Consider the following 17,785-nt stretch of genomic DNA (forward strand, 5'->3'; position numbering starts at 1 on the left):
CTGATGTTGGTGCGGGGTGGTGTCGTGTCGGCGAGCCCTGCTGACCGCGGTGGTTAAGCGTGTGCGCCCGTCGGGTCGTGCTGCGCCGGTTGTCGTGGGCCGTCATGACGGGGCGTCCTGCCCCTCGTGGTCCAGGGCCAGCGTCGAGTCGTGCAGCGTCAGCGTGCCGCCGCTGGTGGTGATCCTGGTCGCGCTGCCGGCCGCGTGGCGCACCGTCACCCGCAGGCCGCGCACCGGGTCGGCGGCCGAGCCCGTGTCGTCGGCCCGCTCCCGCTGCGCCATCGCCATGGTCAGCAGCTCGCACAGCACGCCGAGCGCGTCCTGCGACAGCGTGGTCTCGGCCAGGCTCGACGCCGCCCCGCTCAGCTCGTTGATCGCCGCGGCTCGCCGCTCGTCCACCTCGCGCGCCTCGGCCAGCAGCGACTGCTCGGTCATCGGGTCGTCCATGATCCGCGAGGTGCGGCCCCGCGCGCCCCGGTCGCCCCGGCTGCGGACGCTCACCGTGACGTCCCGCATCGGCCCGTCCCGCCACGGCGTGCGCTCGTCGTCGCCGTCGTGCTCCGGCGCGGGCAGCAGGTGCCGCGCCGAGTAGAGCCCGAATGTCGCCGCGTACAGCTCGTGCGCGTCGGCCTGCGCGCTCGCGTCGAACCAGGCGGCCAGCTTCAGCAGCTCGGCGCGCCTGCCGGGCAGCAGCCCGCCGCCCGAGGTGGCCCGCTTTACGCTCGCCAGCAGCGACCCGATGGCCCTGGCCGTCGCCTCGCGCAGCGCCGTCACCTGGCTTGGCCGGCCGGGCCGGTCCACGAACCAGTCGGTCAGCTCCTGCCAGTCCGCCGCCGAGCGGCCCCTGGCCCGCTCCACCTCGCCGCCGAGCCGGTCGGTCGGATCGAGCAGCCGCAGCAGCTCGACGCGGGCCCTGGCGAGCCCGGCCAGCGCGTCGGCGATGGCCGGCGTGTGCCGCAGCACGTCCTCGACCACCCGCTGGATGTACTCGACCAGCAGGTTGCGGAACCCGGAGATCTCGTCCGGCGCGAGGTGGTTGCGGGTCACCACCTGGCCGAGGTACGCGTAGAAGTCGCGCACGGTCGCGGCCAGCTCGGCGTGTTGCAGGAACAGCGTGGTGACCTGCTCGGCCAGCGCCTCGCCTGCCCGGCGCGCCCCGGTCGAACTTGGCCCGTGCCGCTCCGCGAGCAGCGCCTCGGACAGCGACGAGCCGAGCTGCCGCAGCCCCCGCTCCACGGCCGGCAGCAGCTCCCTGGACACCTCGCGGGCGCCCTCCGGCACCCGCAGCAGCTCGTCCACGTCCCGCTGCACCCGCACCGCGAGCTTGCTCACCTGGTAGCGGACGCTGCCGTGCTGGAACTCGGCGATGCTCGCGGCCACCACCTCGCGGCGGCCCTGCACGAGGTTGCCCCACTCGACGAGCTGCCGCAGCCGCGCGATCACGTTCTCGATGCGCGACTCGCCCTGCTCGACCCGGCCCTCCCGCTCGGCCCCGGCCAGCGCGCCGGCGACCTCGCCAGCGGACAGGTCGGCGAGCAGCGTCGAGGTGAACAGCCGCATGACGGCCAGGTAGGTGCGGTGGTGGTCGCGGGCGTCCAGGTAGGCGTAGAGCTTCAGTCGGCGCTGCTGCGCCTCCACCACGTCGCCGTCGTCGCCGACCCCCTGACGGGGACCGGACACGGCCGCGTCAGCTGACCCCTGGCTGTCCCGCACCGACTCCACGGTCGGCCACCCTAACTGGCCACCGACCGGGTAACCGCCGTCACGCTGCCGTTTCACCGGTCAGGGGGTGGCGCGGCGCTCGAGATACCGCGCCAGCTCGGCCCTCACACCATTGGGGGACACCCGGGACGGTAACCTGCGGGCCTTGGTGCCCGCCGTCGGTGTGGCCGACGAGCCGCCCGGATCATGGGCCGGCGAGGACTGTGTGGGGGAGGCCCTGGTGGGCGCGGGACGCGCGGTCGGTCTGTTGCTCGGTATGGCGGCCGACGCGGTGTACGGGGATCCGAGGCGGCGTCATCCCGTCGCGGCCTTCGGCCGGGTGGCCGGGGTGGCCGAACGCGTGCTGCATCGCGACCACAAGGCGCCCGGCGTCGCCTACACGGCGCTGCTGGTCGGCGGCACGGTGCTGGCCGGCGTCGGCGTCGAGCGGCTCGGCCGGAACAGCCAGGTCGTGCAGGCCGCCACCACTGCCGTGGCCACCTGGGCGGTGCTCGGCGGCGCGTCGCTGGCCAAGGAGGGTACCGCCATGGGCCGGGCGCTCGACGAGGGCGACCTGATCGCGGCGCGGGCCAGGCTGTCGCACCTGTGCGGGCGCGAGCCGAGCAGACTCGACACCACCGGGCTGGCCAGGGCGACCGTGGAGTCCGTCGCGGAGAACACCTCGGACGCCGTGGTCGCGCCGCTGTTGTGGGGCGCGGTCGCCGGCGTGCCGGGGCTGCTGGCCTATCGGGCCGTCAACACCCTGGACGCGATGGTCGGCCACCGCAACGCCCGCTACCGCAGGTTCGGCTGGGCGTCCGCCCGGCTCGACGACCTCGCCAACCTCGTGCCGGCGCGGGTCGCGGCCCTGCTCACGACCCTCGGCGCGCCCGTGGTCGGCGGCTCGGCGTCGGAGGCGTGGCAGACCTGGCGTCGGGACGCCTCGGCGCACCCGAGCCCCAACGCGGGACAGGTGGAGGCGGCGTTCGCGGGAGCGCTCGAGATCCGCCTCGGCGGGCGGACCGTGTATCCGCACGGGGCCGAGGAGCGGCCGGTGCTCGGCGACGGCCGCAGCCCGGACGCGGGGCACGTGACCAGGGCCGTCGAGCTGTCGCGGGTGGTTGGTGCCGGGGCCGGGGTGTTGGCCGCGGTGATCGCGCTCTTCCTTGGGCGCCGCGGCAAGTAACGCGGGCCGCCGCACCGAGAACCGGGCTTGTGCACCCGGAACCGTGGTCCGGCGGGGTCAGACCCGGTGCGACTCTTCTTCGTCCTCGGCGAGCATCTCGGCCACCGACTTGCGCTTCGGCCGCTCCTCGGTGAGCGCGCCCCCTGGACGAGCCTCCCGGACCGTGAAATACAGCCAGCCGAGCAGCGCCATCGCCCCGAAGGCGATCCACTGCAACGCGTAGGAGAAGAACGGCCCCGAGTCCAGCTGCGGCTCGGGCAGCTCGTTGGTGACGCCGGGCTGGCTGGCGTTGAGCTGGAAGTACCCCGGCCGGATGTCCAGGCTCGCGGCCTTGCCCACGATGTCCGCGTTGATCCCGTAGACCTGTCGGTGCCCGGCCTCGGTGAACGCGGGCCGGGTCTCCTGCTCGTCCCGCCGCACCCTGGCCGTCACGGTGACCTCGCCGGCCGGGGCCGCGCCGTACGGCTCGACCTTGTTGTCCTTGAGCCGCACGTAACCCCGGTCGACCAGCACGGTGTCGCCGCTGGTCAGCGTGAACGGCGTGAGCACCTCGTAGGCCGCCTCGCCCTGCACCGTCCGCAGCCGCGCCAGCGCCTCGGCGTCCTGCCGGTAGCTGCCGGTGAGCGAGACCTGCCGCCACTCGGCGCCGCTGTTCGGCTCGTCGCGGCTGGGCAGCAGCTGCTCGATCGGCACCGGCGCGGTGGTCCGGGAGTTCAGCACGGCGCTGTTCTGCGCCTTGCGTTCGTCGTTGCGGCTGAACTGCCACGGCGCGAGCAGCGTGAAGCAGGCGCCCGCGAACACGAACACCGCCAGCGTCAACGCCAGCCAGCCGGGCCGAACCAGGAACCGAAACCGCACCGGTCCACGGTAGGCGCTCGTCGCGGGGCCGCCGACAACGGGCCACGGCCGCGAGGGCTGGGTCACAGTTCCCGGTTCGGTGCGGCGAGACCCTCGTTACAGGTGCTCCCGCACCCAGTCCAGCATTCCCGGCGTGGCCGCCTCGACCATCGCCAGCACCTCGCGGAAGTCCTCGATGCCGTCGTAGTAGGGGTCCGGCACGTCCAGGTCGTCGCCGGCCGCCGGGTCGAACGACCGGAGCAGCCGCACCCGCGCCGGGTCGTTCACCATGCGCAGCAGCGCCCGCTCGTGCCCCCGGTCCATGGCCACCAGCAGGTCGGCGGCCAGGTGCCGCTGGCCGACCTTGGCCGCCGCGTGCCCGGTCGGGTAGCCGTGGTCCGCGAGCACCTTTGCCGCCCGCTCGTCGGCGGGCTCGCCGACGTGCCAGCCGCCCGTGCCGGCGCTGGTCACGGTCACCAGGTCGGCCAGCCCGGCCCGGCGCAGGTGCTCGCCGAACACCAGGGCGGCCATCGGCGAGCGACAGATGTTGCCGGTACAGACGAAGGTCACGTGCACCGGGCCACCCTACGGTCGGATCCACCTCGCCAGGAGCTCTAAACTTCTGCCCGATGACCAGCCAGGACACCGAGCGCGCGCTGCTGCGCCACCACGGGGACGTCGACGCAGCGCCGGGTCTCGTGGACTTCGCGGTGAACGTCCGCATGGACCGACCGCCGCGTTGGCTGCGCGACCGGCTGGCCGCCGCGCTCGACCGGCTCGGCCGCTACCCGTCCTCCGCCGAGGACGCCGCCGCGCGCGCCGCCGTCGCCGCCCGGCACGGCCGGGGGCCCGACGAGGTGCTCGTGCTCAACGGCGCGGCCGAGGGCTTCGCGCTGTTGCCCGCGCTGCGGCCCACGCTGGCCGCCGTCGTGCATCCCTCCTTCACCGAGCCCGAGGTCGCGCTGGCCGACGCCGGGGTGCCGGTCTGCCGCGTGCCGCTCGCCGAGGACGACGGTTACCTGCTGCACCCCGAGCTGGTGCCCGACGAGGCCGATCTGGTGGTGGTCGGCAACCCGACCAACCCGACGTCCGTGCTGCACCCGGCCGGCGCGCTGCGGCGGCTGGCCAGGCCGGGCCGGGTGCTGGTGGTCGACGAGGCGTTCATCGACGCGGTGCCCGGCGAGTGCGAGTCGCTGGCCGGCGCGGCGGACGTGCCTGGCCTGCTGGTGCTGCGCAGCCTCACCAAGACCTGGGCGCTGCCCGGGTTGCGCGCCGGCTACGCGCTCGGCGATCCCGCGCTGCTCGCCGGGCTCGGCCGGCACCGTCCACAGTGGCCGGTCGGCAGCCTCGTGCTGGAAGCCGTGACGGCCTGTTCCGAGCCGGCCGCCGTGGCCGAGTCGGCGCGGCTGGCCGAGCGCGCCGACGCCGAGCGCGCCGACGCGCTGCTGGCGCTCGCCGGCGTGCCCGGCCTGCTGGTGCTGGCCGAGCCGCGCGCGCCCTTCCTGCTGCTGCGCGTCCCCGACGGCGAGCGCCTGCGCGCCGCGCTGCGCGGCAGGGGCATCGCGGTCCGCAGGGCCGACACGTTCCCCGGGCTCGGCCCCGACCACCTCAGGGTCGCCGCGCGCGCGCCGGGACAGTTCGGGCTGCTCGTCGACGCCCTTCGGCAGGAACTCGCACTGGAGGTTGGCGTATGACCCCGACGCTCGGCGATGTGCTCGCGGTGCTCGCGCAGGCGTATCCGCCGCCGCTGGCCGAGTCCTGGGACGCGGTCGGCCTGGTCTGCGGCGATCCGACCGAGCCGGTCAGCCGCGTGCTCGTCTGCGTCGACCCCGTCGAGTCCACTGTGGACGAAGCGCTCGAGGTCGGCGCGCAGCTGCTGCTCGCGCACCATCCGCTGCTGCTGCGCGGCGTGCACGGCGTGCCGGCCGACGACCCCAAGGGCGGCCTGGTGCACCGGCTGGTGCGGGCGGGCGCCGCGTTGGTCTGCGCGCACACCAACGCGGACTCGGCCAGTCCCGGGGTCTCCGACGCGCTGGCCGCCGCGCTCGGCCTCGCCGTGACCGGGCCGCTGGTGCCCAACGTCACCGACGCGACGATCGGCGCTGGCCGGATCGGCACGCTGCCGGCGGCCGAGCCGCTGTCCGCGTTCGTGCGGCGGGTCGCCGACGCGCTGCCCGAGACCGCGTGGGGCGTCCGCGGCGCCGGCGACCCCGACCGCCCGGTCCGGACCGTCGCGGTCTGCGGCGGCGCCGGCGACAGCTACCTGGCCGCGGCGCGGGCCGCCGGGGTCGACGCCTACGTGACGGCGGACCTCCGGCACCACCCGGCCGGCGAGCATCTCGCCACGGGCCGGGACGCGCCTGCCCTGGTCGACGTCGCGCACTGGGCGAGCGAGTGGCCGTGGTGCGCCCAGGCAGCGGGGATTCTGCGGGCCGCATTCAACGGTACGGTCGACATTCTCGTCTCCACCCGACGCACCGATCCGTGGACGCTCGGGGAGACGAGCGGAAAGAGGAGGACCACAGCGTGAAAGCCGATCCCGCCGTGCAGCGCAGGCTGCTCGACCTTGCCGAGGTCGACGCCGAGCTGTCGCGTGTCGCCCATCGCCGCCGCACGCTGCCCGAGATCGCCGAGATCGCCGAGGCGGAGAAGGACCTGCGGGCCAGGCAGGACGCCCTGGTTCGGGTCGAGACGACGCTCGGCGACCTCAGCAGGGACGTCAAGCGCCAGGAGACCGAGATCGACCAGGTGCGGGCGCGCGAGGACCGCGACCGCGCGCTGCTGGCGTCCGGCTCGGTCGGCGCCAAGCAGCTCACCGAGCTGGAGCACGAGCTTGGCACCCTGCAACGCCGGCAGGGCGCGCTCGAGGACGACCTGCTGGAGCTGATGGAGCGCCGCGAGGCCATCGAGGCCGACGTGCAGCACGCGCGCGCCGGGCTGGACAAGGCCCAGCAGGCCATGGGCGACGCGCAGCACCGCCGCGACGAGGCGCTCGCCGACTTGGAGTCCGTGGACACCAGGCGCTCCGCCGACCGCGCGCTGATGCAGAAGCAGTTCCCCGAGAACCTGTTGGCCCTCTACGAGCGGGTCCGCGCGCACAAGGGCATCGGCGCGGCCCTGCTGCGGTCTCGCCGCTGCGGCGCGTGCCGGATCGAGCAGGACCGCAGCGTGCTCAGCCGGCTGCGCGAGGCCGCCGCCGACGAGGTCGTCCAGTGCGACGAGTGCGGCGCGATCATGGTGCGCACCCCGGAGTCCGGCCTGTGACCCGACGGGTCGCGATCGAGGCCGACGGCGGCTCGCGGGGCAACCCGGGGCCCGCCGGCTACGGCGCGGTTGTGCTCGACCCGGTGTCCGGCGACGTGCTCGCGGAGCGCTTCGGCGGGATCGGCATCGCCACCAACAACGTGGCGGAGTACCAGGGCCTCATCGCCGGCCTGCGCGCGGCGCGCGAGCTCGGCGCGGACGAGGTCGACGTGCGGATGGACTCCAAGCTCGTGGTCGAGCAGATGTCCGGGCGCTGGCAGGTCAAGCATCCCGCGATGCGACCGCTGGCCGCCGAGGCGCGGGAGGTCGCCGAGGACTTCGACCGCGTCACCTACGAGTGGATTCCCCGGGAGCGCAACAAGCGCGCCGACCGGCTGGCCAACCAGGCGATGGACGAGCAGGCCGGCATCCGTCCCGCCGACGCGGCCCCCGCGCGCGAGGAGCCGTCGCCGAGCTACCAGACCGCCCCGCCCGCCGTCTGGTCCGGCGCGGGCGGCACGCCGACCCGCCTGCTGCTGCTCCGCCACGGGCAGACCGAGTTCTCCGTGCAGCGCCGCTACTCCGGGCGCGGCGACCTGCCGCTGACCGAGATCGGCGCGGCACAGGCCGAGGCCGCCGCGCTTCGACTGTCCACAATGGACAAGCCGATCGCCGTGGTGTGCTCGCCGCTGGCCAGGGCGCGACAGACCGCCGAGGCCGTCGCGCGGGCCACCGGCGCCGAGCTGTCCGTGCACGACGGGCTCATCGAGACCGACTTCGGCGAGTGGGAGGGGCTCACCTTCGCCGAGGCTGTCGAGCGCGACCCCGAGACGCACCGCAGGTGGCTGTCGGACACATCGGTGCCGCCGCCCGGCGGCGAGAGCTTCGACGCGGTGCACCGCAGGGTGCGGCGCACCCGCGACGAGCTGATCGCCAAGCACGGCGGCGCGACCCTGGTCGTGGTCAGCCACGTCACGCCGATCAAGTCGCTGCTGCGGATGGCGCTGGACGTCGGTCCCTCGCTGCTGTTCCGGCTGCACCTCGACCTCGCGTCGCTGTCGATCGCGGAGTTCTACCCCGACGGCCACGCCTCGGTGCGGCTGGTCAACGACACCTCGTACCTGGCCTGACCCGCGTCCTCCCCGGCCCGCGCCGCGAGCGCAAAGGGAAAGGCGCGTCGGGCGAGAACGACGGAAAGGCAAGTCAGGCGAGCACGACGGGCAGGGCGCGGAAGCCGTTCATGATGGCGCTTGGCTGCCTGCGCAGCTCCCCCTCGGCCACCGCGAGGCTGGTCAGCGGGAACCGCTCGGTCAGCAGGCCGAGTGCCACCTCGGCCTCGAGCCGGGCCAGCGGCGCGCCGAGGCAGTAGTGGATGCCGTGGCCGAAGGCGAGGTGCCCGCCCTGCGGCCGGTGCAGGTCGACCTCGTCGGGGCGCTCGAACCGGTCCGCGTCCCGGTTCGCCGAGCCGAGCGCCACCAGCACGAGGTCGTTCGCGGGGATCACGGTGCTGCCGATGTCGACCGGTTCGCTGGTGAACCTCGGCGTGCTGGTGCGCACCGGGCTGTCGAAGCGCAGCAGCTCCTCGATCGCCCCCGGCAGCAGGGCAGGGTCGTCGTGCAGCCGCCGCCATCGGTGCGGGTCGCGCAGCAGCGCGTGCGCGCCGTTGCCGATCAGGTTCACCGTCGTCTCATGGCCGGCGACCAGCAGCAGGAACGCCGTGCCGAGCAGTTCCTCGCCGGACAGCCGGTCGCCGTCGGAGTTGGCCAGCGTCAGCGCCGAGAGCAGGTCGTCGCCGGGATCGGCCCGCTTGCGGCCGATGAGGTCGACGAAGTACCCGGCCATCGCGCCGGACGAGGCCATCGTGCGCTCAGGGGAGCCGGCGACCAGATCGGTCGACCAGGCGCGGAACTGCTCGCGGTTCGCCACCGGGACGCCGAGCAGCTCGCAGATCACCGTGATCGGCAGCGGGAACGCCAGCCCGTCGATCAGGTCGACCGGCTCGCCGGTCGGCAGCGCGTCGACCAGTTCGGTGGTGATCGCCGCGACCCTCGGCCGGAGCTCGGCGACCCTGCGGGCGGTGAAGTCCCTGGCCAGCAGCCGCCGCAGCCTGCTGTGGTCGGGCGGGTCGCTGTTGAGCATGTGCGGGTTGAACAACCCGGACAGCTCGGTCGGTCGGCCAGCCTCGGCCAGCTTTGCGGTCAGCGCCGCGCGCAGCCCGACGGCGTCCTTGCGGAGCCTGGGGTCCGCCAGCGCGGCGCGGGCGTCGGCGTACCGGGAGACCACCCACACCGGCATGCCGTTGGGTTCCACCGCGCGGTGCACCGGGCCCCGCTCGCGCAGCCGCGCGTCGACGGTCGCCGCCCGGTCCCAGTAGTCGTCGCTGAACAACTCGATCTCGGACTCACCCTCGGCTGACGGCACGGCCCCAGTGTTCCCGGCGTCCGACCGGCTGCCAACGTCGCTTTCGGGCGGTTCTGGCTGCCCGGACGGCCGGGTCTGGGACCGCGCGGCGGCGGTGCGGCGGCCGGGTGCGCAGGTCCGGGACCGCGCCGGTTAGGCTGATCGGGCGGATGAGTCGGCAGGGCGACCGCGTCGGCGGGTGCTACCCGCCGCCGAGGAAAGTCCGGACTCCACAGGGCAGGGTGGTTGTTAACGGCAACCCGGGGCGACCCGCGGGACAGTGCCACAGAAAACAGACCGCCCGGGGCGCGCGAGCGCGCCGGGTAAGGGTGAAACGGTGGTGTAAGAGACCACCAGCACCCCGGGTGACCGGGGTGGCTAGGTAAACCCCACCCGGAGCAAGGCCAAGAGGGCGGCGAGACCTGGTCGCGCCGCCTGCGCAGGCGTTCGAGGGCTGCCCGCCCGATGCCTGCGGGTAGGCTGCTTGAGCCTGCCGGCGACGGCAGGCCTAGATGGATGGTCGCCCACCGCGGCGCAGCGCGCCGCGGAGACAGGATCCGGCTTACATGCCGGCTCATCCGCCCCAACGCCGTTCCCGATCCAGGGAATGGCTCTGCATTATTGCAGGTTTTGTGTCGCGCTAAATTCCGCGTCTAGTCGACGGTGATTGCCGACACGCGTTTCCCGAGTTCGAGGCAACCCCCGTCAAGTCCCGCACGTCTATAGTTGTGGGAGGGGGAGCGCAAAGAGCAAGATCACGTCTTTCGGCGAACGCCATGGGGGTCATGGCGGAACGGCACGGCCGTCGCCAATGTCGCGCTGCGTCGCGATATGGCGCGATATGCCGCGCGTTCATGGGGGAATTGAATGAGGGGGAATCTCATGACTACTGTTTTCCGCGCAAGCGCGTCGGCGGCGGACAGCCTGCTGGGTCTCGGCCCGCTGGCTGACCTGCCCGGCACCTGGGTCGGCACCGGCTTCAATCTCATCTCGAGGCCGGACGCGCACAACAACAACCCGTTCTTTCTCCAGCTCAGCAAGACGCAGGAGACGCTGACGTTCACCGAGATCGGCGCGCCGATACCCAATCGGGGCTCCGGGCAGGACGACATCTTCTTCTCCGGGGTTCACTACGTCCAGCAGATCAGCGACGTGGTCACGAAAGGCGCGCTGCACCTCGAACCGGGAATGTGGCTGAATCTGCCGGCGACGACCGACCCGGTCGCCGACGCGAGCGTCGCCCGACTCGCGACGATTCCGCACGGCGACGCGCTGCTCGCCCAGGGAACCTCGTTCACCGTGCCGGGCGGGCCGCAGATCGACGCGGTCAGCTCGACGCCGATCAACTCGACCGGGCCCGACGCCGGCAAACCCGTCACCAACGAGCAGTACCTCGCGCCGTTCACCACGACGGAGCTGCCGCCCGACATCCCGGACGGCTCGATCGCCAACCCCAACCTGGTGCTGACCGAGGCGATCGCGGACCAGAAGATCGTGGAGACCACGGTGCTGGCGATCGACACCGCCACGGCGATCGGCGGCACCGCCGGCGGCATCCAGAACATCCCGTTCGTCGTGCAGAACGCCAACGCGACGAGCATGAAGGCGATCTTCTGGATCGAGCAGGTCCAGCGGGAGGACGGCGACGGGGTCTTCCTCCAGTTGCAGTACACCCAGACGGTGATCCTGGACTTCCTCGGCATCGCCTGGCCGCACATCGCGGTTGGCACGCTGGTCAAACAGTGAGGGTCCGGCGGTGAGACCGGTGCCCCGTCGCGCGCCACGCGCGGCGGGGCACGCCGCTTTAGAGCTCCTAACACAATGGCGTTCGATCAGGGAGCGGCGGCCAGGTGGGCGAGATGTCTCGCAGGGGTCGTGACCGGAGGAGGGAGGCATGACGGAGTCATGGTGACTGACGACAACGCCGCAGATCGTCTGCCTGGGCGTCGCGAGCCGAACAGTCATTGTGTTAGGAGCTCTTAGCGGGCCGCCTGCGACGGCCGCCCCGGCGGCATCCGGTAGACCGGCCGGAACGGCTTGCCCCCGTTGAACTCCCGCTCCAGCTCGGTCACCCGGTCCGCGACCGCGGGATTCACGATGTCGGCGAGGCTGCGGACCCCGGCGGACGGCTCGTACGCGGCCAGATAGGTCGCCGCGGCGCGCGCCCGCTCCAGGATGTCCTGGCTGAAGTTCACCGTGCGCTGGACCCTCCGCCCGGCCAGCGGCGTCGGCCCGGTAGCCTCCTCGCGACCCGGCTCGGCGACATCGTTGACGTCGGCGCCGGGTGCGGGTTCGGGTGCGAATCCGGGCGGCTGGGCCATCTGCGAACCTCCTCGCGCTGGTGCCGGTCCGCTCGGTCGGCCCGGTTGGCGTAGTCGTAACTAACCAGACTGGGGTAGTTGGCCCGATCGTTGACTCCGGGCCGCAGTCCTGTCGGATCCTCCGATCCGGCCGAACAGGTCACAGCAGGGGGTCATCGTTCAGGGGTGTGACATCCCTGCGCACTGACGGTGACCAGGGGGTTCGCAGCCGGGTGAACTATCTCAGCAACCGGGAGAAAGCTGTGTCGCCTGTTCACCACCGGCACCCTCCCAACGATGATGTGTGGGTCAGATTAGACGTAATCACGGTCGAGGGGAACGTCGATGGATCAACGCACCGAGCATTGACTACTACACGTCGTGACAGCGGCATGTTCTACTCGATAGCGCCGAACCGGGTCGACCCCCCAGCCTCCCGGCCCGAAACGCTCCTCGCCCTCGGGAGTACGAGATGATCGCCACGTCCCTTGTAACAGTCGCGCAGCAGCAACAGCCTGCCCTCGGTACAGGGGGAGTTCGGCAGTGGATCCTGGACAACCTGGTTCCGCTGCTGTTGCTGACCGTCGCCCTCCTGCTGCTGTGGCTCGGCGGCGGCAAGGGCGACAACGCCGGCGTCATGCGCCGCCTCGGCGGCATCGTCATCGCGCTCGCGATCATCGGGTTGGCCGTGACCACCAACGCCGGATCGAACATCGGCCGGTGGCTCACCAGCCTGTTCAGCGGGTGATCGCGCGTGCGGGTACGCACTGACGACGAGGTCTACCGGGTCGACGCCGTCTGGCTCGGCCCGCCGAAGGCGACCTTCCCCTGGCGCGCCCGCTATGTGGCGTGGGGCGTCGGCATCGCCGTGTTCCTGTTGGTGCTGACCGTGGAACGGCAGATGGGCTTCGGCTTCAGCTTCTTCACCACGGCCTGGGCCTTCATCATCACGATCCTGCTCACCAGGTTCATCTGCACGCGGATCAGCCACGAGCGGCCCCTCGGCGCCGTCGTGGCCATGTGGGTGCGCGAACTCAACGCCCCCCGGGAGCGCAACGCTGGCGCAGGCGGGGCGGCCAGCGCGGCTCGGATCCGGGTCAACCAGGAACGGCCCCGGCGGCCAGCGCGGCGCGGCCGGCGGAGCACGGCGACGGCGCGGGCGACGGCCCCGGCCGAGGCTCGCGTCCACGGCACCCGGACCCAGCACCAGCACCGGCGGACAGTCAGTAGCGCGCGCACGAAGGGAGTTCGCGGTGTTCGGACGCAGGCGAGACGGTGACCGACGCTCGGCCCAGCACGTGGCGCAGCACGCCGCGGCGGCCGAACCCGCGGACAAGAAGGTGTACAGCCGTCGCGGCCGCCGCCTGCCGGGAGAGCAGGCCGTCCCCAGCTACACCCCGCTGATCTCCGCCCGCAGCATCGACGGCCACCTGCTGCGCACCGGCCAGGACGTCTACGCCTGGTACCGGCTCGCGCCGCAGCGCTGGTCGTTCCGGTCGGACTCGCAGCGGCAGGACCTCATCGCCGCCATCGCCGGCCAGTACGCCGAACTCCAGGGCCGCTGGATGCACCTGCGGGTCACCGCCCGCCCCTACCCGATCCGGATGTGGGCCGAGGCGCACGTGCACAACGCGCCCGGCCGGCTGCCGGACACCCCGGGCACGCTGTCCTTCGACGACTACATGGTCGGCGAGCAGCAGCAGCTGATGGGCCGCTCGATGGCCGAGAAGGAGGTCTACCTCGGCGTCCAGGTGCAGACCCGCAACGTGATGGACCGCGCCGTCGAACGGGTCGCGCCGCTGCTGCGCAGGGTGTTCCCCGACGCCGTCGACGCCGAGCTGGTCGCGCTGGACAGCGAGGTCGAGCACCTTGACCAGGTGATCGGCTCCGCGGGCTTGGAGGGCCGCCCGGCCACGGCCGAGGAGATGTCCTGGCTGATGCACCGGTCGTGCTCGCTCGGACTGCCCGCGCCGCGCAACCTGCCCGCCGTGCCCGGCGCCGCCTGGGAACCCGAGGACCTGGCCAGCTTCACCGACGCCGCCGACTTCCACCAGGAGCCGTACGCGCCGACCGTCACCGTGCGCGGCCGCACCGGCTCCAACGCCGGCATCAAGCGGCACGTCGCCGTCCTCACCGTCGGCCTGATGCACGGCCTCCAGATCCCCGAGGTCGACGACCCCTGGGTGCAGCGCGCCGACCGGCTGCCGGCCGCCGTCGAGTGGTCCGCGCGGATCTACGTGCGCCGCCCCGAGGAGGTCTCCGGCGAGCTGCAACGCCAGATGAACAAGGTCCGCTCGCAGGTCAGGCACTACACCGACGAACACGAGCTGGAACCGCCGCAGTCGCTGGCCAGGCAGGCGGGGCGGGTGCTGGAGATCGACGACGAGATGACCTCCGGCTTCACCGCCCTCGGCACCCGCGTGCGGTCCTGGTGGCGGCTGGCGGTGTCCGGCCCGTCCGAGCGGGAGACGCTGCGGCTGGCCCAGCAGCTGCTCGACCTGTACAAGCCGAAGGTCGCCATCGAGCACCCCGAGGCGCAGTACTCGATGGCCAGGGAGTTCATCCCTGGCGAGCCGCTGGCCTCGGCCGCCTACCTGCGGCGCGGCTCGGTGCTGTGGGCCGCCTCCGCCGTGCCGACCGCCACCGCCGAGGTCGGCGACCGGCGCGGCATCCTGCTCGGCGAGACGTGCACCGCGACCCGTCGCCCGGTGGCCTGGGATCCGTGGATGGCGCAGGAGCTGCGCGACGGCTCCGGCCTGACCGCCATGGTCGCCGGACTCGGCGCCGGCAAGTCCTTCCTCGGCGGCGGCATCGTCTACAAGACGCTGCGGGCCGGCGCGCACTGGACCCTGCTCGACCCGTCCGGGCCGCTGGCCGCCCTGTGCGACCTGCCCGAGCTGCGGCCTTACGCGCGGCCGATCAACCTGCTCAACGCGCAGCCCGGCATCCTCAACCCGTACCGGGTGGTCGCCGAGCCGAGCCTCGAACACTTCATGGACGAGGAGGACCCCGAGCGGGCCTGGCGGCGGGAGAAGGCGCTCACCGCGGCCACCCGGCGGCGGCTGGTCCTCGACGCGCTCAGCGGCCTGCTGCCCTACGAGGTGGCCAGGCTGCCGCAGACCAGGATCGTGCTGCTGCGCGCCGTCCGCACCGTCGGCGGCCGGCCGGACGCCCACCCCGGCCAGGTCTTCGACGCCCTGCGCAGGGACGCAAGCGAGCACCACGAGCACGCCGTCGTCGTCGCCGACTTCCTCGACGAGATGCGGGAACGCATGTCGCTGCTGATCCCGGAACGCGACGCCGACCCGTACTCCGAACAGCGCGACGACCGGCTCACCGTGCTCACCATGGCCGGCCTGACGCTGCCGAAGGACGGCACCGGCCGCGAGCACTGGACCGACGCCGAGGCGCTCGGCGTCGAGATGCTCAACCTCGCGGCCTGGCTCACCCAGCGGTCGATCTACGAGCGGCCGAAGGACCTCCGCAAGGGCGTCTGGATCGACGAGGCGTTCTTCCTGTCCGAGGTGCCGACCGGCCGCGTCCTGATGAACCGGTTCGCCCGAGACTCCAGGAAGTGGAACGTCCGGGTGCTGCTGTCCAGCCAGATCCCGGCCGACTTCCTCAAGATCCAGGGCTTCGTCACCCTGCTCGACTCGGTGTTCGTCGGCAGGCTCGACGACGACCAGGCGCAGTCGGACGCGTTGCGGCTGCTGAAGGTTCCGGTCGGCGCGGGCTACGAGCAGGTGATCGCGAGCCTCGGCAGGCGGCCGGGCGGCGTGCGCACCGCGGTGGAACGCGACCGCGCGCCGAGGCAGTTCATCTTCGGCGACGGCGCTGGCGGCGTCGAGCGGATCAGGATCGACTTCAGCGGGCCGCACCTGGAACACCTGCGGTCGGCCATGGACACCACGCCGGACGCCATGCGCGAGAGCGCCAGCCAGCCCATCGCCGCGCTGCCGGCGCCGCAGGAGCCGGAGGGCGGCTACCCGGAGGACTACGACCACGAGGAGTTCGACGACGAGCTGGCCGCCGACCTCGAGGTCGGCCTCGCCGAGGAACTGGTCGGCGCCAGGGGCGTGAACAACGGCACGGATCCCGGCACGGGGCAGGCGGCGCGCGAAGGAGGGAACCGCCAGCCCGGTCGGGAAGGCCCGGCATGAACCTCACCGTCCTGGTGGTGATCGCCGCCGTGCTGCTCGCAGCGCGGCGGCGGCGCAAGCGCCTAGGCCGCCCGGCGAACCGCAAGCTGCGCACCGTGTTCGCCGTCGCCTTCCTGCTCGGCCTCCAGGCGTTCATGGGCGTGCCGGCGCAGGCCGCGGCCTGCGGCGAGGCGCCGAACCCCGAGCGGCCGGGCTCCGGCATGGTCGGCGCCCTCGACCCGCCCATCGGCAACGGCCTGCCGGGCAGCCCGTACCTGGACTACGGGTACGCCGGCATGGTGTGGCACGTCTACGACGACAACTGCGTGCTGTCCAAGAGCGTCACCGACCCCAACGCGGTGATCGACAGCTGGGCCGGCAACGAGCTGTTCAACCTTGGCAAGAACATCGTCGGCGCGACCAACGCGCTGCACTACACCGTGATGGGCCGCGGCCTGCTCGTCCCGCTGGACGACGCGGTCAAGTCCGGCGTGCAGAAGGTGTACGACAACGTCTACCTGCGCTGGTTCGGCCTGGTGGCGCTGGTCCTCGCGGTGCTGATCTTCCGACATATCTGGACCGGCGACCTCGCGTCGATCAGCCGGCGCGGCATGTGGGTGCTGGCCGCCATGTGGCTGGCCAGCGCGACTCTCGCGCTACCCCAGTTCTACAGCCTGCTGGACAGCACGCTGGTCAACAAGACCTCGGACATCCAGGCCGGGTTCCTCGACTCGTCGGCCGACCAGGACAAGACCCAGGTGCTGCCGACCATGTTGCACGACAATGTGGTCTACCAGAGCTGGCTGCGCGGTGAGTTTGGCACGCCGGATGCCCAGCAGGCCAAGGACTTCGGCAAGCCACTGCTGAACGCGCAGGCGTGGACCACAGCCGAACTGGCCCAGCACAAGGACGGCGACCAGGCGGCGCTTGACGCGAAAAAGGCGCAGTACAAGGACATCTCGACGAAACTCGGGCCGACCAGCGGCTACTTCAAGGGCACCGACGGCAGCCGCACCGGCGCCGGTTTCCTCGCCCTGCTCCAGGCGCTGGCGTTCTCGTTGTTCCAGCTGTTCGCGAAGGCGGCCGTGCTGCTCGCGCAGCTGCTGCTGCGCATCCTGACGCTGGCCGGTCCGTTGATCGGCCTCGTCGCGCTGCTGCACCAGGACCTGCTGCGCAAGGTCGGCCGCGCCGCCGCGGTCACCGTGTTCAACGTGCTGATCCTCGCGGTGCTGGCCGGCACGCACGCCCTGCTGTTGCAGGCGATCTTCGGCGCGAGCGGGCTGTCGCTGCTGACCAGGACGCTGCTCGGGCTGATGCTCACCCTGGTCTTCTTCATCATCGGCCGGCCGGGCAAGCGGATGTGGCAGATGGTGGAGATGTCGGTGGGCAGCGCGAGTTCCGCGCTGCCGTCCGGGCAGGGCATGTTCTCCCGACTGCGCGGCAAGAAGCCGCAGGCCGCGATCACCCCGCAGGACGAGTTCTGGGAGCACCTGCGGGACACCGACGTCGACAACGAGCCGGACTCGCCGCGGCGCGGCGGCACCCGCCGGCGCACCCGGCCCGAGGCGGCCAACCCGGTCGCGGCCACCGCGCAGCGCCTCGACCGGGGCGTGCCGGACGGCTCGCTGGCGGCCGTCGCCGGGTACAACGCAGGCCACGCGGCGCTGCCCGCCGGCAGCCCTGGCGGCTACCAGGGGAACTCGGCAGCGTTGCCGTCGGCGGGGTCGAGCAGGCTGGTGGACACGCCGCCCGTGGTCGACCGCAGCTGGGACCGCACCGACGAGGGCGTGCTGGTGCCGTCCAAGGTCGTCGACGGGACCTCCCGGCCGGGCGACAATCCGATGGTGCCGGGACCGCGCAGGGCGGAGACGGAGGTCGTCGCCGGGCGCCAGGTGCACGTGATCTACCGACCGTCGCGCGGGTTCGAGGTCAGGGACAACGGCAGCTCACCGCTGAGCTACGACTGAGAGGGGGACGCA

The 17,785-nt window shown here is 72.6% G+C and carries 15 protein-coding genes and 1 other RNA gene; 11 read left to right on the top strand and 5 right to left on the bottom strand.

The features are described 5' to 3' along the window. Positions 1 to 102 precede the first annotated feature (102 nt). Positions 103 to 1,641: a DUF2397 domain-containing protein gene (locus F0L68_RS09150; RefSeq protein WP_306463148.1), complete on the bottom strand. Its 1,539-nt coding sequence runs from the start codon at positions 1,639 to 1,641 to the stop codon at positions 103 to 105. A gap of 301 nt (positions 1,642 to 1,942) precedes the next feature. On the opposite strand from F0L68_RS09150, the gene F0L68_RS09155 reads away from it, so the two are divergent. Then, positions 1,943 to 2,887 carry a cobalamin biosynthesis protein gene (locus tag F0L68_RS09155; protein WP_149849058.1) on the top strand — a complete coding sequence of 315 codons (945 nt, stop codon included), beginning with the start codon at positions 1,943 to 1,945 and terminating at the stop codon, positions 2,885 to 2,887. A 57-nt stretch (positions 2,888 to 2,944) separates the two neighbouring features. On the opposite strand, the gene F0L68_RS09160 is transcribed toward F0L68_RS09155, so the two are convergent. Both F0L68_RS09160 and F0L68_RS09165 read right to left on the bottom strand, forming a co-directional pair. Beyond that, the gene (locus F0L68_RS09160) at positions 2,945 to 3,745 is read right to left on the bottom strand and encodes an SURF1 family cytochrome oxidase biogenesis protein (RefSeq protein WP_149849059.1); all 801 of its coding nucleotides are present in this window, start codon (positions 3,743 to 3,745) and stop codon (positions 2,945 to 2,947) included. Between the two features lie 96 nt (positions 3,746 to 3,841). Further along, positions 3,842 to 4,300, bottom strand: a complete 459-nt coding sequence (locus tag F0L68_RS09165; protein ID WP_149849060.1) for a low molecular weight protein-tyrosine-phosphatase — start codon at positions 4,298 to 4,300, stop codon at positions 3,842 to 3,844. 53 nt (positions 4,301 to 4,353) lie between these two features. Between F0L68_RS09165 and cobC the strand changes: the two genes are divergently transcribed. From cobC to F0L68_RS09185, 4 genes are read left to right on the top strand one after another with little or no spacing between them, the layout of a single operon-like run. Beyond that, on the top strand, positions 4,354 to 5,418 hold the full coding sequence (gene cobC / locus F0L68_RS09170) for an Rv2231c family histidinol phosphate aminotransferase CobC (protein ID WP_149849061.1): 1,065 nt from the start codon (positions 4,354 to 4,356) through the stop codon (positions 5,416 to 5,418). Beyond that, the gene (locus F0L68_RS09175) at positions 5,415 to 6,254 is read left to right on the top strand and encodes a Nif3-like dinuclear metal center hexameric protein (protein WP_149849062.1); all 840 of its coding nucleotides are present in this window, start codon (positions 5,415 to 5,417) and stop codon (positions 6,252 to 6,254) included. The genes cobC and F0L68_RS09175 overlap by 4 nt, the downstream gene beginning before the upstream one ends. Beyond that, complete coding sequence (locus tag F0L68_RS09180; RefSeq protein ID WP_149849063.1) at positions 6,251 to 6,988, top strand: zinc ribbon domain-containing protein; 738 nt, start codon at positions 6,251 to 6,253, stop codon at positions 6,986 to 6,988. Before F0L68_RS09175 ends, F0L68_RS09180 begins: the two co-directional genes overlap by 4 nt. Further along, the gene (locus F0L68_RS09185) at positions 6,985 to 8,097 is read left to right on the top strand and encodes a bifunctional RNase H/acid phosphatase (protein ID WP_149849064.1); all 1,113 of its coding nucleotides are present in this window, start codon (positions 6,985 to 6,987) and stop codon (positions 8,095 to 8,097) included. Before F0L68_RS09180 ends, F0L68_RS09185 begins: the two co-directional genes overlap by 4 nt. A gap of 73 nt (positions 8,098 to 8,170) precedes the next feature. Here F0L68_RS09185 and F0L68_RS09190 read toward each other — a convergent pair whose 3' ends face one another. Continuing rightward, a complete protein-coding gene (locus F0L68_RS09190; protein ID WP_223198628.1) occupies positions 8,171 to 9,388 on the bottom strand; it encodes a cytochrome P450 family protein in 1,218 nt (405 codons plus the stop codon). 150 nt (positions 9,389 to 9,538) lie between these two features. Between F0L68_RS09190 and rnpB the strand changes: the two genes are divergently transcribed. Further along, positions 9,539 to 9,948: RNase P RNA component class A (rnpB, locus tag F0L68_RS09195), an RNA gene on the top strand. Positions 9,949 to 10,249: 301 nt separating this feature from the next. Continuing rightward, on the top strand, positions 10,250 to 11,113 hold the full coding sequence (locus F0L68_RS09200; protein WP_149849065.1) for a heme-binding protein: 864 nt from the start codon (positions 10,250 to 10,252) through the stop codon (positions 11,111 to 11,113). 233 nt (positions 11,114 to 11,346) lie between these two features. On the opposite strand, the gene F0L68_RS09205 is transcribed toward F0L68_RS09200, so the two are convergent. Next, on the bottom strand, positions 11,347 to 11,688 hold the full coding sequence (locus tag F0L68_RS09205; RefSeq protein WP_149849066.1) for a ParB family protein: 342 nt from the start codon (positions 11,686 to 11,688) through the stop codon (positions 11,347 to 11,349). A gap of 451 nt (positions 11,689 to 12,139) precedes the next feature. On the opposite strand from F0L68_RS09205, the gene F0L68_RS09210 reads away from it, so the two are divergent. From F0L68_RS09210 to F0L68_RS09225, 4 genes are read left to right on the top strand one after another with little or no spacing between them, the layout of a single operon-like run. Further along, the gene (locus tag F0L68_RS09210) at positions 12,140 to 12,415 is read left to right on the top strand and encodes a hypothetical protein (RefSeq protein ID WP_149849067.1); all 276 of its coding nucleotides are present in this window, start codon (positions 12,140 to 12,142) and stop codon (positions 12,413 to 12,415) included. 6 nt (positions 12,416 to 12,421) lie between these two features. Beyond that, positions 12,422 to 12,946, top strand: a complete 525-nt coding sequence (locus F0L68_RS09215) for a hypothetical protein (protein WP_149849068.1) — start codon at positions 12,422 to 12,424, stop codon at positions 12,944 to 12,946. A gap of 19 nt (positions 12,947 to 12,965) precedes the next feature. Continuing rightward, the gene (locus F0L68_RS09220) at positions 12,966 to 15,827 is read left to right on the top strand and encodes an ATP-binding protein (RefSeq protein WP_149849088.1); all 2,862 of its coding nucleotides are present in this window, start codon (positions 12,966 to 12,968) and stop codon (positions 15,825 to 15,827) included. Next, complete coding sequence (locus F0L68_RS09225) at positions 15,824 to 17,773, top strand: hypothetical protein (RefSeq protein WP_149849069.1); 1,950 nt, start codon at positions 15,824 to 15,826, stop codon at positions 17,771 to 17,773. Before F0L68_RS09220 ends, F0L68_RS09225 begins: the two co-directional genes overlap by 4 nt. The last annotated feature ends 12 nt before the right edge of the window (positions 17,774 to 17,785 follow it).

Origin of the sequence: Solihabitans fulvus (assembly GCF_008386585.1) — a bacterium.
Classification (GTDB): domain Bacteria; phylum Actinomycetota; class Actinomycetes; order Mycobacteriales; family Pseudonocardiaceae; genus Solihabitans; species Solihabitans fulvus.